Origin of the sequence: Streptomyces sp. NBC_00285 (assembly GCF_036174265.1) — a bacterium.
Taxonomy (GTDB): Bacteria; Actinomycetota; Actinomycetes; order Streptomycetales; family Streptomycetaceae; genus Streptomyces.
In genome coordinates, this window is sequence record NZ_CP108055.1 from 9,632,129 (window position 1) to 9,645,820 (window position 13,692).

Here is a 13,692-nt window from a genome sequence, read left to right on the forward strand (position 1 = left end):
ATGCCTCTGCGCCATGCCGTCCTCGGCCCACGCCTGCGAGCGGCGTCCGTCATCGCGGCCTGCCTCGCCGCTCTGTCCCCGGCCCCGGCCGGGGCAGCGTCCGACCCGCCGGGGCATCCGTCGCTGCAGCGCCAACTCGACGACTTCGTGCACCGGTCCGGCGGCCCGCCCGGAGCCATCGCCCTCCTGCGGACCGAGAAGGGGACCCGAGTCGTGCGCGCCGGTGTCGCCGACGTCCGTACGGGCCGCCCGCCCCGCCCCGACGACCACATGCGTGTCGCGAGCACGGCCAAGGCCTTCAGCGGGGCGGTGGCCCTCACCCTCGTCGACCACCGCGTCCTGCGGCTGGACGACACCCTGCGGGAACGGCTCCCGCAACTCCCTGACGCCTGGGGATCAGTGACGCTCCGTCAACTCCTCAACCACACCAGCGGGCTGCCGGACTTCTCGCAGAGCCCCGGATTCCTCGCCGTGCTCAGAGCCGACCCGCGCCATCAGTTCGACTCCCGGCGTCTGCTCGACTACGTCGCCCGGGAACCTCTGCGCTTCGAGCCGGGCACGCAGTACCGCTACTCGAACTCGGACAACATCGCCGTCGCGCTCATGGCGGAGGCGGCCACCGGCACGCCGTACGAAGAGCTCCTGCGCAAACTGGTCTACGCGCCGCTGCGTCTGCACTCCACGAGCCTCCCGCAGGGCTACCGGATGCCGAAGCCCTACCTCCACGGCTACGACGTGAGCCCGCCGCCTCCGGAGGACGTCAGCGAGGTCATCGGCATGTCGGGCGTCTGGGCCTCCGGGGGCATCGTCTCCACGCCGGCCGACATGACCCGCTTCGTCCGCGGCTATGCAAGCGGACGGCTCTACGGCAGGAGGGTCGTCGAGCAGCAGCGGCAGTGGGTCGAGGGGGCGTCCGAGCCCGCCGGGCCGGGCCGGAACTCCGCGGGTCTCGGCATCTTCCGGTACGAGACCCGGTGCGGGGTCGTCCTGGGGCACACGGGGAACACGCTCGGTTATACCCAGTTGATCGCGGCGACCCCCGACGGCCGCCGTTCACTGACCTTCTCGGTCACGTCCCAGGTAAACGAGTCCACCGACGCCGAACAACTGCGGAGAATGCGCGCTGTCCAGGAGAATTTCGTCTGCGCATTGTTGCGGGGCAAGAGCGAATAGCGTTATCGCGCCGCCCTGCGATTCACTTCACCACGTTTTCCCAGGTGTCCACCGCGTAATGGACCGACATTCCGTTGCGCGCGTACAACGCGGGGGCCCCGGTGGTGTTCTGGGTGTCCACGCCGAGGCCCACCGTGTCCCGCCCACGGGCCGTGAACGCCGTGAAGGCCTGCTGCAGGAGCAGACCGCCCAGGCCGCGGCCACGGGCCTCGCGTACGACCCCGAGGCTGCGGATCCATCCCATGGCCTCGCGGTCGTCGCGGGCGAGGAGGAAGCCGACGTCCCCTAGGTCCTCGGTGGAGACGATCCACACCAGGGACCAGTCGAGCCGGTCGGCGGCCACGTCGTGCAGCCACTGCTCGTACGCGCGTGGCTGGAAGTCGAAGTGCTCGGCGAAGGTGGCCTGATAGAGGGCGTGGACCTGTTTCCGGTCCGCTTCGTCGACGCAGGCGCGCACCCGCACCCCCGCGTCAGGTTCGGGTGCCGGGTCCTCGCCGCTCCGCAGCGGCCGCTCCAGCACGTGGTACCGCCGCACGACCGACCAGCCCCGCGCGCGCATCAGCGCGAGGTCGATCGTGGGCGCCACGTTCAGGTGCAGATGCACCACGGCCTTGGAGGCGCCGTTCGTCCGGGCCTTCGCCAGCGCTCTGGTCTCCATCGCGGTCAGGAGAAGCTCTCCTGCCTGCTGGTGGTCGGGCAGTACGTAGTGGTCGGCGTCGATGCGTTCGCCCTGGGAGTCGTCCCACACCAGGGCGTACGCCACCAGTCGCGGACCGTCGAAGGCCAGCCAGGAGTCGTGGCCGAGGTCCACCCCGGGGTGTCGCAGATCGGCTTCCACCTCGTGCAGATCGGTCTCGGGCCGCCCGATCTCGATCCGGTCGATCTCGTTGAGCAACTCGGTGACGGCCGGCGCGTCGGTCAGCGCGGCAGCGCGCAGGAGATAGGGCATGGGGCCAGGGTCCGGGCCGGGAGCCCGGGGCCGCAAACGAGTTTTCGCCGAGCCGGGGGAAAGCGCTCCGGGGGCCTTGCTGGGCTGCCTCTGTTGATCATGAACGAGTGGCCGGAGCAGGGGATCCGATGCGGACCGCCGGCACCGAGGTGACCACCGTGCCGACCGTCGTCGCCCTGTCGGGGTGCGGTCCCTGACGTCAGGGCTCCTCGTCGGCGGCACCGGCTGCGGTGACCCCCGGCATCGGCGATGAGGCCCTGGTGCGGGACCTTTGTGGAGAGTCGTCAAGTGTGGCACCTGATACGCCTGTTGACACTGTGACGGCTGATAAGATCATTACACTTTTCAGTAGGCTGATGACGCGTCATACGCGCGTACGGGGGACAGCCAAAACGGCCCCATCGTGAATGGAGTGACGGTTGGTCCGTCGGTAAGGTCCGCCAGCGCACAGCTGCGGGGATTTCCGGCGGTCTCATGCACGGTCAGTCTCCCGACGCGAGGCGACTTGAAGAGAGTCTCATGACGTCATTGTTCGAAGATCCACTCATGTGGGTCCTGCTCGTGATAGTCATCGCTGCGATTTTCGCAGTGATGCGCGCACGGAGAACCAGCATCCAGCTCCGGGCGAACAACAACAAACTGCACGGCGACGTGGCCTCCGTGCGGGGTCAGCTCGCCGAGCTCCAGACGACATACTCGTCGGCGAGCTCACGGCACGCCGCGGATCTGGAAGAGGTGCGCAAGGACGCCGAGTCGGCGACCAAGGCGACCCTGAAGTCGGCTGTGGGCACCCTGGCGACCCTCGCCGAGGAGCAGCTGGCCCTGCTCGACGGTCTTCAGCAGAAGTACGGTGACGACAACGCGGTCCTCGCCGACCTGATGCTGGTCGACCACACCGGCAGCCAGTTCAGCCGTCGTACCAAGGGCATCTCGGTGCTCTGCGGCGGCTGGCTCGGCCGACGCGACCGCAACGCCTCGGTGTACGACGTCGCCCGCAGCGCCCAGGGGCGGATCCGTGACTTCGACAGGGTCACCGTCCACTCCCAGGCGAGTGTCGCGATCACCAGCCGGGCGGTCGAACCGGTCGCCATGGTGCTGGCCGAACTGCTCGACAACGCCACCAAATACAGCGCCCCCGGCACCCCCGTCGAGATCAACATCCAGACCGTCCCCACCGGGATCTGTCTGGTCGTCGACGACGCCGGCCTCGGCATGGACCAGGAGACCAAGACCCGCGCCGCGGCCCTGCTGACGACGGGCGGGTCCGTGGACATCACCAGCCTCGGCGACCCGCCCAAGTTCGGCTTCGCCCTGTCCGGGAAGCTCGCCGCCGACTACGGATTCCACGTCTCCGTCGACGCGGTCTCCCCCTACGGTGGCGTGCGTGCCGTGATCCGGGTGCCCGAGAACCTTCTGACGGCGGACGTGCCCGCACCCGCGCCCGTCGTGCTCGACCACCTCGACGACGAGCCGGCGGCGGCCAAGGCGGCCCCGGTCGCCTCCCTCGTCGTGGGACAGACGGCCGGAGGTCTCCCCAAGCGCCGCCGGCGCCGCAACGGCGCCGTCTCCGTGGTGGCCTCGCCCGGCTCGGAGGTGCCCGACCTGGACGAGATCGGTGAGGAGACCGCCACCCGGCTCAAGGCATTCGCTCGCGGAACCCTGCTCGGGCGGGACTCAGACAACATGGAAGGACCTCAGAACCAGTGAATCCCGACCTGTCGTGGGTGCTGAACGACGTGCTCGAGGTGCGCGGAGCCCGCCACGCCATCCTCGTCTCGGCGGACGGCCTGCTGATGCAGCGGTCCGACGGCATCGTCCGAGACGACGCCGAGCGCAACGCCGCCGCGATGAGCTCTCTGCAGTCCCTGTGCCGCAGCGTCGCCCCCTTCGTCGGCGGCGGCCAGGGCCTCTGGAAGCAGACACTGATCGAGTTCGACGGAGGCTGGATCTTCCTCATCGCCGGGGGCAGCGGCTCCTACCTCGCCGTCTCGACCGCGCTGGACGTCGACATGGAGGCGATGTCGATCCGGATGCAGAAGACAGTGGGCGCGCTGACCAAGGCGATGAGCGCCACGCCGCGCCAGAACACCGGCGCAGACGCATGACCTGGCCCGGCGGCGAGGGCGCTCCGGTAACCAGCGACTTCGTCCGCTCGTACGTCATCACGGGCGGCCGCCGTCTTCCCTCCGACGACGACCTGGCCCTCCACACGCTGGTCTGCCTGGCCCCCGACCGGGCGCAGCCGCTGGGGGCGGGCCCCGAAGTGCGGGCCATCTGGGAGCTCTGTTCGGGCGGCTACCTGTCGGTCGCCGAAGTGGCCGGGCACCTCGGGCTGCCCGTCGGTGTGGCCCGGCTGCTGCTGACCGATTTATTCGAGCAGGGGCACCTCCTGCGCCGCGCTGAACCGGCCCCCGCCCAGCATGTTCCCCGAGCGATTCTCGAGAAGGTTCTGCATGGACTCGAAACCCTCAACATCGGCTGACTCCACGGCGAACGGCTCCATCTACGTCTCCGCCGAGGTGACCACCGCCGCGAAGATCCTGGTGGTCGGGCATTTCGCCGTGGGCAAGACGACCTTCATCGGGTCCTTGTCGGAGATCACTCCTCTGCGCACCGAGGAGAAGATGACCCAGGCGTCCATGCACGTCGACAACCTGCGTGGGGCGCCGGACAAGGCGACCACCACCGTGGCGCTGGACTTCGGCCGGCTGACACTGAGCGACGAGCTCGTGCTCTACCTGTTCGGCACCCCCGGGCAGCAGCGCTTCATGCAGTTGTGGGAGGACATGGCCCGCGGCGCGCTGGGCGCCCTGCTCCTGGTCGACCCGTCACGGCTGGAGGAGACGTTCCCGGTCATCGACCTGATCGACGAGTACGGCCTCGAGTACGCGATCGCCGTCAACACCTTCTCGCAGACGAGTCACTTCGAGGAGGACGAGATCCGCGAGGCACTCGACCTGCTCCCGGACACGCCCGTCATCTACTGCGACGCACGCGACCAACGGTCCTCCGCCCGGGCCCTGATCGCCCTGGTGCGTCACCTGCTCGACCGCGCAGCCTGAACCACCACCCCGTGGCCCGGACCGTACGGTCCGGGCCACCAAAAGACACAGACATGGACGTTCACGACATGGCCGCCGCCGGTGCGGCCAGATGCCCCATGGTTACGACGGCTCCTTCGCTGCCGACCTGCAGAAGGTCTACGAGTACATACGGGCGCACGGTTGGGCCGGCCCGGTCGAACTCGCTCCCGGTGTCGACGCCACGCTCGTCGTCGGTCACGAGACGGCCCTGCGGGTGCTCCAGAACCCCGTCCAGTTCGGCCCCACCCCGGCCACCCGGATGGCATCGGCGTACGGCGTACCGGGCACGCCCCGTCCGGCTGTCGTCCAGCCGCCCGTGAAGAAGGAGTTCTGGAGCAGCTTCCTCGAGATCTTCCGTGTCTGACGGCTCAGCTTCGGCCACCTGGTGCCGGCGCGGGGACTGGCGACTGTTCACGTCCCCTCTCCGGCACCAGCGTTCGTTTCGGGCGGGGTCGTCCTGCGACCTCGACACGAACCGGGTCGCCCCCCCATTTCTGCACGGCAGCCCCCTGAGCATCGAAAACAGGTGTCCCCTCGGCCGGCTCGATGGTAGGGCTGGGACTCAGCAACAGAGCTGTTCGGAGAGGGAGTTCATGCGAGACACCGCCGATTTCATCGCGGACGCCTATGCGCTCGGCGCGGGAACGTGGACGCTGGCGCCCGTCGCCCGCGGCGCCCTGGGGCAGATCTGGAAGCTGTCCGGCAACGGCACGTCGTGGGCGGTGAAGGAACTCCTCTTCGAGAAGGACGAGCCGGACGTCCGTGCCGAGTCCGCACTGCGCGACGCGGCGGAGCAGCGGGGAATCGCCGCGCCGCGACTCATGCCCGACCGCACCGGCTCCCATGTCGTACGACTGCCCGAAGGCTCCTGGGCGAAGCTGTACGACTGGGTCGACGGTAGCGCCGCGGACCCCACGGACCCGGAGTCCGTGAAGTGGTGCGGCCGGACCCTGGCCCTCCTTCACCAGGCCGGAGAGGGCGCGAGCGGTACACCGGACGCCTGGTACGAGGAATGCCACCAGGCAGACGACTGGGCCGAGTTGCACGACAGGACCGAGCGGACGGGTACGCCCTGGGCAGGGGAACTGGGCCGGTTCATCGCCACCGCAGGGGCCGAACTGGCGCGGTATGTCTCGCCGTCGGCCCCCGGTGACGTGGTGACGTCCCACCTCGACATGCGGCCCCAGAACGTCCTGATCGGACACGACGGGCCGGTCCTCCTCGACTGGGACAACACCGGACCCGTCTCGGCCGAGCGTGAACTCGCCCGTGCCGTCTACGTGTGGTCGGGCGGCAACCGCTTCGACGACGCGTCCGCCCGCCGCCTGCTGCGCGCCTACCGGGACGCCGGGGGCCCCGCGGCCGTCAGGAGCCTGGACGCCTTCTCGATGCTGTTCGCGACGGACCTCAACTACGTGTACGTACAGGCCGAATGCGCGGTCGACCCGGAAGTGACCGCCGACCAGCGCGACTTCGCGAGCCGCGAGACCGTGGCCGCGCTGCGGCGCCTGCCGGACCTGGCCGCCGTCACCCGCCTGACGGAAGCCGTGGCCGCCGCATGAGGGGCGTGCCGCAAGCGACCGCAGTCTCCCGCTGACCGCCCACGTCGACGGCAGTGCATGAGAACCCGATCCGCGGCGGCGCAGGACGGCGCTGCGTCACATCACCGGACAACGGGGGGCCCGGTCCGGAACCGACGGCCCTCAACCGCGTGGTCAAGGCCGCTTCGGGTCGGCGGGGCCTGCTCGACCCGGGGACGGCACCGGGCCCCCGGGCGTCGCCCGGCACCCGGCACTAGTGTCTTCGGCATGAGCGAAAACCCCGCGCGGTCCGTCACCGTCGAGCGCACCCGCACAGGCCACTTCGTCGCCACCAACACCCGAGGCGGCACGATCGACTTCGGCACCGGCTCCGACGGCGAGTTCACCCCGGTCGAGCTGCTCCTGGCCGCGCTCGGCGGCTGTACGGCGGTGGACGTCGACCTGGCCACCAGCCGGCATGCCGAACCCGCATCCTTCTCCGTCGAGGTGACCGGCAACAAGGTCGACGACGCGCTCGGCAACCGGCTGACCGACCTCGCGGTCACCTTCACCGTCACCTTCCCGGACGGCGAGGGCGCGGACCGGGCCCGCACGATCCTGCCCCGGGCGGTGAAGACCTCCCACGACCGCCTCTGCACGGTCAGCCGCACGGTCGAGATCGGCACGCCCGTCACCGCGCGGGTCGAGGACGCCTGACCTCCTCCTTCACTCCGACCGCAGCTGCGTACGCTGTCCCCGTGTCAGCCTCCCGCCTGCGTCGCGTCGCCGTTCTCGTCCTCGAAGGCGCGAAGCCACTGGACGTCGGGATTCCCGCGCAGGTGTTCACCACACGCGCGAGCATGCCGTACGAGGTACGACTGTGCGGCGCGGCGCCCGGGCTCGTGAGCGGCGGCGACGGACTGTCATACCACGTCGCCCACGGTCTGGACACGCTCGCATGGGCGGACATCGTCTTCATCCCCGGCTACCGGCACCCGGACCGTGAGGACCCACCCCCGCCCGTCCTCGGTGCGCTCGTCGCCGCGCACGGCCGGGGGGCGCGACTGGCCGCCATCTCGACCGGGGCGTTCGCGCTGGCCGCGACCGGCCTGCTCGACGACAGGCGGGCCACGACCCACTGGCATTACACGAGGGCGCTCGCGGCGAAACACCCCCTGATCCGGGTCGACGAGAACGTGCTGTTCGTCGACGAGGGCAGAGTGCTGACATCGGCGGGCGCCGCCTCCGGCATCGACCTGTGCCTGCACATCCTGCGGGGCGACCTCGGGGTGTCAGCCTCCAACCATGCGGCCCGGCGCCTGGTCGCGGCCCCGTACCGCAGCGGGGGGCAGGCGCAGTACGTGCCGCGCAGCGTGCCCGAACCCCTCGGTGAGCGCTTCGCCGCCACCAGGGAATGGGCCCTGCACCGACTCGGCGACCCCCTCACGCTCGACATACTGGCGCAGCAGGCCGCGGTCTCGCCGCGCACCTTCTCGCGCCGCTTCGTCGAGGAGACCGGGTGCACGCCGATGCAGTGGGTCATGCGCTCCCGCATCGACATGGCCCGCGAACTGCTGGAGCGTTCGCAGCGCAGTGTCGAGCAGATCGCGACCGACGTCGGGCTGGGAACCGGCGCGAATCTGCGGACGCACTTCCAGCGGATCCTCGGCACCACCCCGAGCGAGTACCGGCGCACCTTCACCACAGGCGAGTAGCCGGTGGCGCGATCCTTTTGAACCATGGCGATCGCGCCACTGGCAGCGGAGCATGCCGCACGCGAGCCTGGTGGACACAGACAGTGGACATCGGGACGGGACACAGATTCATGACTCGCATCGCCATCAACGGATTCGGCCGCATCGGACGCAACGTGCTGCGCGCGTTGCTCGAACGGGACAGCGCCCTGGAGATCGTCGCCGTCAACGACCTCACCGAGCCCGCCACTCTCGCGAGGCTGCTGGCCTACGACAGCACGGCCGGCCGGCTCGGGCGTCCGGTGACCGTCGACGGAAACACCCTGGTCGTCGACGGCCGCCGTATCACCGTGCTCGCCGAGCGCGAACCGGCCCAACTGCCCTGGGCCGAACTCGGCATCGACATCGTGCTCGAGGCCACCGGGCGGTTCACCTCGGCCAAGGCGGCCCGCGCCCACCTCGACGCGGGCGCGAAAAAGGTCCTCGTCAGCGCGCCCTCGGACGGCGCCGACGTCACCCTGGCGTACGGGGTCAACACCGACGCCTACGACCCGGACGTGCACACGATCGTCTCCAACGCCTCCTGCACGACCAACGCGCTCGCTCCGCTGGCCAAGGTGCTGGACGACGTCGCCGGCATCGAGCACGGCTTCATGACGACCGTGCACGCCTACACCCAGGAGCAGAACCTCCAGGACGGCCCGCACCGCGACGCCCGTCGCGCCCGCGCTGCCGGCGTCAACATCGTGCCCACCACGACGGGCGCCGCCAAGGCGATCGGCCTCGTGCTGCCCAATCTGGACGGCAAGCTCTCCGGCGACTCGATCCGCGTTCCGGTCCCGGTCGGCTCGATCGTCGAGCTCAACACGACCGTCGCCCGCGAGGTGAGCCGCGAGGACCTGCTCGCCGCGTACCGCACCGCCGCCGAGGGACCTCTCGCAGGTGTCCTCGAGTACTCGGAGGACCCCCTGGTGTCCTCCGACATCACCGGCAACCCCGCCTCGGCGATCTTCGACTCGGCTCTCACCCGCGTGGAAGGCCGTCACGTCAAGGTGGTCGCCTGGTACGACAACGAGTGGGGCTTCTCGAACCGCGTGATCGACACACTGCAGCTCCTCGCGCAGGGCTGAGCCGGACGGCAGGGCCTACCGGTACGCAGGCGAACGGGCGGTCGAGTCAACCGCGTTGACGATCCCAGCGACCGCGGCCCGGCGGGCGCTGCCGGTCGGCGCCTGCCGCCCCGGGACGATCAGAAGCTGAGGGGGGAATGCCTTTCCCCCAGCGGCCGACCCAAGTCGACGACATGGCGGCGGCAACTGGCCGGGCGCATCAGCCAGGTCTCCCCATGCCACTCCGTGATCGTCACAGGTCGTGATCTACTTCTGCTCCTGGTACCCGATCGACGTGAGACCGAGGTCATGACCAACCACTGCTGCGAGGCGCTGGACAGCCACGTGAAGGCGACCTGTGACCAGCACGATGACCCCTTTGACTGACCGGACGCTCTGGTCGGCTTCGACCCCAGGTTCCAGGAGTACGGGCTGATCATCCATGACGGCGGCACAGCGAGTGTCGGGATCGACTTCTGCCCCTGGTGCGGCCGGCGCCTCCCCGAGTCGCAGCGTGACCGGTGGTTCGACGAGCTGGAACGCCGCGGGATCGATCCGCAGGAGGAAGAAATCCCCGCCGAGTTCCTTGACGACAGATGGCTCGCCTCACTACCCAGGGAAGAATGAGCCAACTCTGCTCCGCCTCTTTCGGCCCGTACCCTGACCGGACGATGTGGAACGACGTCTACGTGCGGCGACCGGCCGCGGTACCCGCGATGCTGTCCAAGCTCGTCGAATCGGCCGGGGCCCGCCGGGGCGCGATCATCGGAGCCCACCTCGTCGCCCTGGTCCGTACAGGCGCCACGTCCAAGAGTGGCGTCCCTGCCGAACGCCGGGCGGCGACATGAGCCGGCCCTCGCAGGCCCAGCCGGACCGCCCCGGGATGAGGCTGCAGCCCCTGACCGAGACCGGGGCACACCGCATCGAGCACTGGTTCGACCACCCTGAGGTCCAAAGGCGCCTGGGCGGCCGCTCGTGGATCCGCCGTCAGCTGCAGGTGATCGGCCAGGACGTCGGCGCCACCTTCCGCGGCGCGGTGGTGTTGCGCTCCCACGGGTGGATCGGCCTGGATCAGGCCGGGACGCCGGTCGCGTTCATCTGCGGCGACGTCTACGACCGCTGGGTCCGCTACCACGGCGAAGGTGCCGAGGGCCCCGTTCTGTCCGTCGCCGACGCCCGGCTCGCCATGGGCCTGGCCTACCTGGTGGACCCCGGCCGATGGCGGCAGGGACACGGCCGCTCCGTCCTCCAGGCCGTCCTCACCCAGCCCGACGCCGGCGATGTCCAGACGTTCTTCTGCGGCATCGACGCCGACAACCATGCCAGTCGCAACTGCGCCGAGTCCGCCGGCTTCACCCTCCCCGACCTCGAACCGGACCACGAGGGGATGCTCTACTACCGCCGAACCAGGCCCAGTTGACCGCGAAGAACAGGCCCCTGTCCGGAGTGGGGAAAGCCGCGCTTGTGCGCCACCTGGTCGAACTCGGCTATGGCGTCGTCGATCAGTAGATGTTCTCTGCACGCTCGCGCCCGCCACCTGCTTGGGACGTTCGGTGTCCCGGACACTCGCGGCGGAAGCGAACGGATCACCTCCCAGGGAATTCACGAGCCACGGGCGGTCGCCGTTCGCCACCATGTGACCCTGTAGCAATACATCGGATGAGTCAAGCCTCTGTTGCGGGTTGCCGGTGAGGGAGGAGTGGCTGACTGGTTCGATCAGCGCTTGAAATTGCATGAGATGCGCGTCCTGCTGAAGTTATTGACAGGTACACAGGCGCCTCCTAGGTTCCCGATACACCCGATGTATCGATGATCCGTCAGGTCTGGAGGACGAGATGACCTCAGAGCCGGGGCAGTACTCGCAGGTACCCCGAAGAGCCGTGATCGGCACCGCGCTGGGTGGAGTGGCGACGACCGTTTTACCCGGGACGGCCCACGCCGGACAGCCCGTGCACGCCGAAAGCGGCGGCAAGCACCCCTGGGTGCTCCGCGACACCATGACCACCGACAGGGCCTGGGCCGCATTCCTGCGCGGCCAGGACCTGTTGTGGACCAGGCTGCCCACACTCTGGTACGAGGGCCCGTTCCTCGGCGACGGTCTGCTCGGCAGCATGATCTACCAGGAGCCCGGCGCCAACCGGATCCGCTTCACCGTCCAGCACGGCGAAGTCCAGGACCACCGGCCCGAGTTCGGCAGCGGCTGGGGCACCTGCCGGCTGCCCGTCGGTCACCTCACCCTCGAACCGGTCGGCACCATCACCGCCGTCGACTGGCGACTGAGTCTGTGGAACGCCGAACTCACCGGCACCGTCACCACCACCGCCGGCACCCTCACCCTCGCCGCCCTCATCCACGACGAGGTCCTGGCCGTGCGTGTGACGGCCGACGGAGGCGAACGAGGCACCTGGACCTTCCACCCCGAGGAGGCCATCAGCCCCCGCAAGATCAGCGAGGCGCCGCCCGCCGACTACACCGCCAACCCGCCCTGGACCACCCGCACCACCACCGACGGCACCGAGCAGGTCCTCCAGCCCCTCACCGGCGGTGGCCAGACCGCCACGGCCCACCGCCGCACCGGCGACGACCTGCTGCTCAGCGTCGGGCACAGTCACCCGTCCGACACCGCCGCCGCGGCCGACTCACTGCGCAACCTCGGTCGCGCGAAGTCCTACAAGGCGCTCAGGCAACGGCACATCCAGTGGTGGCACGCCTTCTACCGCAAGAGCTTCGTCTCCTTCCCCGACCAGCGGCTCCAGAGCTTCCACTGGATCCAGCTCTACAAGGTCGCCTCCGCGAGCCGCGCCGGCGGCCCCGTGATGGCCACCTCCGGGCCCTGGCTGGAGCCCACTCCCTGGCCCGCGGTCTGGTGGAACCTCAACGTCCAACTGGAGTACTGGCTCATCCACGGCTTCAACCACCCGGAACTGGACTCCCTGGCCACCACGCTGCGCCAGAACCAGGAACAGCTCATCGCCAACGTGCCCGCCGCCTACCGCGCCGACAGCTCCGGTGTCGGTCGCAGCTCCGACATGTTCGCCAACCGCGGCGTGGGCCGGCCCGGCACCGGTGCCGAGACCGGCGACCTCACCTGGGCCCTGCACAACGTATGGCTGTCCTACCGCCACTCCATGGACAAGTCCCTGCTGCGCGACACCGTCTACCCGGTACTGCGCCGGGCCGTCAACTACTACCTGCACTTCCTCACCCCGGGCAGCGACGGCAAGCTCCACCTGCCGAGCACGCTCTCGCCCGAATACCCCGTCGTGCCGCCGCAGGACACCAACTACGACCTGGCACTGATCCGCTGGGGCTGCCAGACACTCATCGAGTCCTGCGAACTGCTCGGCGTGGACGACGAGTTGAAGCCGCGCTGGCAGGAGGTGCTGGCCAAGCTCACGCCGTACCCGGTCGACGACAACGGCTTCATGATCGGCGCCGACACCCCGTACGCGCAGTCCCACCGGCACTACTCGCACCTGCTGATGGTGTACCCGCTGTACCTCGTCAACTGGGACCAGCCCGAGAGCCGCGACCTGATCACGAAGTCCATCGTCCGCTGGCACGCGCTGACCGGCGCCCACCGCGGCTACAGCTACACCGGTGCCGCCTCGATGTACGCGATGGCCGGCGACGGCGACACGGCGATCACCTATCTGCGCAAGTTCTTCGACCCGACCACGCGCTACCCCTGCCGCGTCAACACCCACTACACCGAGGCCGGCCCGGTCATCGAGACCCCGCTGTCCGCCTCGCAGTCCCTGCACGACATGTTCTGCCAGAGCTGGGGCGGAGTGGTCCGCGTCTTCCCGGCCGTGCCGGCCGCCTGGACGGACCTCACCCTGCACAACTTCCGCACCCAGGGCGCCTTCCTGGTCACCGCCGTCCGCAAGGCGGGGAAGACCCGGTTCATCAGGGTCAGAAGTCTGGCGGGGGAGCCCCTCCGGCTCCGCCACGGCCTCACCGGCCATCTCACCGTGTTGCTCGACGACGGCACCCCGGCCCGCACCCACGACCTCGGCGACGGCACCCTCGCCATCGACCTGCCCCGCGGCCACGAGGTGCTCGTCCACTCCGGCTCCCGCCCCGACCTGAGCATCGCGCCCGTCGCCGTCAGCGAGCCGGGACCGGCGTGGGGCCTGCCGTAGAGGGCCACACACCTCGGAG

14 protein-coding genes and 1 pseudogene are annotated in these 13,692 nt (G+C 69.6%); 14 read left to right on the forward strand and 1 reads right to left on the reverse strand.

The annotated features are described in order from the left end of the window. A complete protein-coding gene (locus OHT57_RS44135; RefSeq protein WP_328752602.1) occupies nucleotides 1-1,173 on the forward strand; it encodes a serine hydrolase domain-containing protein in 1,173 nt (390 codons plus the stop codon). Between the two features lie 22 nt (nucleotides 1,174-1,195). Here the strand turns inward: OHT57_RS44135 and OHT57_RS44140 are convergent, their stop codons facing one another. Beyond that, nucleotides 1,196-2,122 carry a GNAT family N-acetyltransferase gene (locus tag OHT57_RS44140; RefSeq protein ID WP_328752603.1) on the reverse strand — a complete coding sequence of 309 codons (927 nt, stop codon included), beginning with the start codon at nucleotides 2,120-2,122 and terminating at the stop codon, nucleotides 1,196-1,198. Between the two features lie 519 nt (nucleotides 2,123-2,641). Here OHT57_RS44140 and OHT57_RS44145 point away from each other — a divergent pair. The 13 genes and pseudogenes from OHT57_RS44145 (at nucleotide 2,642) to OHT57_RS44200 (ending at nucleotide 13,673) form a co-directional block, all read left to right on the forward strand. Next, a complete protein-coding gene (locus tag OHT57_RS44145; RefSeq protein ID WP_328752604.1) occupies nucleotides 2,642-3,829 on the forward strand; it encodes an ATP-binding protein in 1,188 nt (395 codons plus the stop codon). Next, the gene (locus OHT57_RS44150; RefSeq protein WP_328752605.1) at nucleotides 3,826-4,227 is read left to right on the forward strand and encodes a roadblock/LC7 domain-containing protein; all 402 of its coding nucleotides are present in this window, start codon (nucleotides 3,826-3,828) and stop codon (nucleotides 4,225-4,227) included. The genes OHT57_RS44145 and OHT57_RS44150 overlap by 4 nt, the downstream gene beginning before the upstream one ends. Next, nucleotides 4,224-4,604 carry a DUF742 domain-containing protein gene (locus OHT57_RS44155; protein WP_328752606.1) on the forward strand — a complete coding sequence of 127 codons (381 nt, stop codon included), beginning with the start codon at nucleotides 4,224-4,226 and terminating at the stop codon, nucleotides 4,602-4,604. The genes OHT57_RS44150 and OHT57_RS44155 overlap by 4 nt, the downstream gene beginning before the upstream one ends. Then, entirely contained in the window at nucleotides 4,576-5,184 is a 609-nt protein-coding gene (locus OHT57_RS44160; protein ID WP_328752607.1) for a GTP-binding protein, read from the forward strand. The genes OHT57_RS44155 and OHT57_RS44160 overlap by 29 nt, the downstream gene beginning before the upstream one ends. A gap of 53 nt (nucleotides 5,185-5,237) precedes the next feature. After that, nucleotides 5,238-5,443 (forward strand): annotated as a pseudogene (locus tag OHT57_RS44165) (cytochrome P450); the annotation flags it as partial. A 355-nt stretch (nucleotides 5,444-5,798) separates the two neighbouring features. Then, a complete protein-coding gene (locus OHT57_RS44170) occupies nucleotides 5,799-6,767 on the forward strand; it encodes a phosphotransferase enzyme family protein (protein ID WP_328752608.1) in 969 nt (322 codons plus the stop codon). 246 nt (nucleotides 6,768-7,013) lie between these two features. Next, a complete protein-coding gene (locus OHT57_RS44175) occupies nucleotides 7,014-7,442 on the forward strand; it encodes an OsmC family protein (RefSeq protein ID WP_328752609.1) in 429 nt (142 codons plus the stop codon). Nucleotides 7,443-7,483: 41 nt separating this feature from the next. Further along, nucleotides 7,484-8,440 carry a GlxA family transcriptional regulator gene (locus OHT57_RS44180; RefSeq protein WP_328752610.1) on the forward strand — a complete coding sequence of 319 codons (957 nt, stop codon included), beginning with the start codon at nucleotides 7,484-7,486 and terminating at the stop codon, nucleotides 8,438-8,440. Nucleotides 8,441-8,550: 110 nt separating this feature from the next. After that, complete coding sequence (gap, locus tag OHT57_RS44185; RefSeq protein ID WP_328752611.1) at nucleotides 8,551-9,549, forward strand: type I glyceraldehyde-3-phosphate dehydrogenase; 999 nt, start codon at nucleotides 8,551-8,553, stop codon at nucleotides 9,547-9,549. A gap of 375 nt (nucleotides 9,550-9,924) precedes the next feature. Further along, nucleotides 9,925-10,155, forward strand: coding sequence for a DUF6980 family protein (locus OHT57_RS47585; protein WP_443053651.1), 231 nt, complete (start codon nucleotides 9,925-9,927; stop codon nucleotides 10,153-10,155). Next, nucleotides 10,152-10,376: a hypothetical protein gene (locus OHT57_RS44190; RefSeq protein ID WP_328752612.1), complete on the forward strand. Its 225-nt coding sequence runs from the start codon at nucleotides 10,152-10,154 to the stop codon at nucleotides 10,374-10,376. The genes OHT57_RS47585 and OHT57_RS44190 overlap by 4 nt, the downstream gene beginning before the upstream one ends. Nucleotides 10,377-10,411: 35 nt before the next feature. Beyond that, entirely contained in the window at nucleotides 10,412-10,948 is a 537-nt protein-coding gene (locus tag OHT57_RS44195; RefSeq protein WP_328752613.1) for a GNAT family N-acetyltransferase, read from the forward strand. A 415-nt stretch (nucleotides 10,949-11,363) separates the two neighbouring features. Continuing rightward, nucleotides 11,364-13,673, forward strand: coding sequence for a glycosyl hydrolase family 95 catalytic domain-containing protein (locus OHT57_RS44200; RefSeq protein WP_328752614.1), 2,310 nt, complete (start codon nucleotides 11,364-11,366; stop codon nucleotides 13,671-13,673). Nucleotides 13,674-13,692: the final 19 nt, after the last annotated feature.